Here is a 1,909-nt window from a genome sequence, read left to right as displayed (position 1 = left end):
AACCTTGAATTAATCAAATCCACTCTGAATAAAATCGTGTTGCGAAATTGCTCACTCACACGGAATTTTACACTCGGGCGGAATATAAAAGTTTGCGGATATTGGGAACGGCGGAACTCACTCAATCCCACTATCTGAGGGAAAGCAACAACAAAACACAATAATTCCAGGCCACTTTTCACAACATCGCGTATAATTAATTGCTTGGCCTGTTCTTCTTCCGAAAACCTTCGTGGATGCCCAAGTTCGTTTTTATTTGCTAAATTTATTGCTTGAGACACGCAACTAATCATACTCAAGCACGTTGTAAAAAATGGCGGAATTCACTCATAACTAGACAATCGAAACTCAAAAAAGCTTTTCTTTTTACGGTCGTGGATTTTTTATTTCGGATTTCTAATCCAGTCCGATATAATGCAACGCGGATTTTTAGTCTGGTTCGCTAACAGACAAGTTTGCGGAATCTTGACTTAATCAAATCCACTCTGAATAAAATCGTGTTGCGGAATTGCTCACTCACACGGAATTTCCCACTCGAACGGAATCACGAAGTTCGCGGATTTTGGGAACGGCGGAACTCACTCAATCGCACTATCTCAGGGAAAGCAACAACAAAACACAATAATTCCAGGCCACTTTTCACAACATCGCGTATAATTAATTGCTAGGTCTGTTCTCCTTCCGAAAATACTCGTAGATTCCCAAGTTCGTTTTTATTTGCTAAATTTACTGCTTGAGACACGCAACTACTCATACTCAAGAGCGTTGGCTACAATTCCTCTCATTGCGGGAAAAAAATTAATCTCTTTAAGCTAACGTTTAATGAGGATGTAAAGGAAAAAATACTGAAAATCAAAAATACTAACAATTGATTTTCATAACATTATAAAAACGTTAGTCAGAATTAAACACAAACTATGAGAATAATTCTAATATTAATTTTATTTACAATTTTAAGCTGTTCAGATAATAAAACTGACTTCGAAAAACACAATGAATTAGACCAAAAAGCAATGGTTCAATTTAAAGACAAGGAATTTGAAAAGGCACTTTTAAACTTCGAAAAGGCAATTGACTTAAAACCGACACAAGACGTTTCTATATACTTTTATGCAACAGCTTCAGCACTAAATGCTAAAAAAAATGATAAAGCAAAAGAGTTACTTATTGCTTCAATTCATAATACAAACACTTCAAAAGAATACTTCCTGAATTTTCCTGAATTTGACAAATTTAGAGAAGAAAAATTATTCTCTGAAATTGAGAACGATTACGAAAAACATATTTCCGAATTCTATAATAAACTTGAATATCCAGAAATTTACCGAGAAGTTGATAGTTTAATGGAAATAGACCAAGAATATCGTACAAATGGTAGTGAATGGAACGAAATTTCGAGAATTGACTCTTTAAACATAAATAGACTTATTGAAATCACCAAAGAATATGGTTGGCAGAAAAAGGGTTGGTTGGTTTTATGGCATCAAAGAGGAACATACGGACAAGACAATTATGTTTGGAATTTTTTTAAGCCCTACATCGATGAACAAATTAAGAATGATAAAATCAACAAGGATTTTTGGGTAATGTTTGAGGAAGAACGGTCAATAGTCAAAAAGAAAGAACAAATTTATGGAATGTATTGGAGTCAGTATGATGAATATCCAATAATAGATATTGAGAATGTGGACAAAAGAAGAGCGAAATTTGATGTTCCGCCACTTTGGTATATGGAAAAAGTATATGGAATTAAATTACCAGCTGAATATAAAAAACTGTAGCCAATAACTAAGTATTCGGCTCGCCGATAGGCCAGAGCTGAATACTGTGTTGACGAATCCGGTTGATTTGCCGTCTATGGGTAAAACGATGAATTTAAAGAAGGATGGCTGGAGTTTGCGCTGTTATT

2 protein-coding genes are annotated in these 1,909 nt (G+C 34.7%); one reads left to right on the top strand and one right to left on the bottom strand.

Annotated elements, in window-relative coordinates; genetic code table 11:
- Positions 1-293: hypothetical protein (locus ESY88_RS21605; protein ID WP_223270917.1), on the bottom strand; the 293-nt coding region annotated here is incomplete at its 3' end.
- A gap of 624 nt (positions 294-917) precedes the next feature.
- On the opposite strand from ESY88_RS21605, the gene ESY88_RS20540 reads away from it, so the two are divergent.
- Positions 918-1,781 (top strand): tetratricopeptide repeat protein, encoded by an 864-nt coding sequence (locus ESY88_RS20540; protein ID WP_147088568.1) that lies wholly within the window; start codon positions 918-920, stop codon positions 1,779-1,781.
- Positions 1,782-1,909 lie beyond the last annotated feature (128 nt).

It is taken from the genome of Subsaximicrobium wynnwilliamsii (assembly GCF_007997225.1).
Classification (GTDB): Bacteria; Bacteroidota; Bacteroidia; order Flavobacteriales; family Flavobacteriaceae; genus Psychroserpens; species Psychroserpens wynnwilliamsii.
The sequence above is the reverse complement of the archived record's forward strand: the minus strand, read 5'-3'. Positions and strand labels throughout refer to the sequence as shown.

Bases quoted from the DNA above. Each gene is read 5' to 3' on its own strand.
- ESY88_RS20540 (WP_147088568.1), top strand. From the start codon at position 918: ATGAGAATAATTCTAATATTAATTTTATTTACAATTTTAAGCTGTTCA.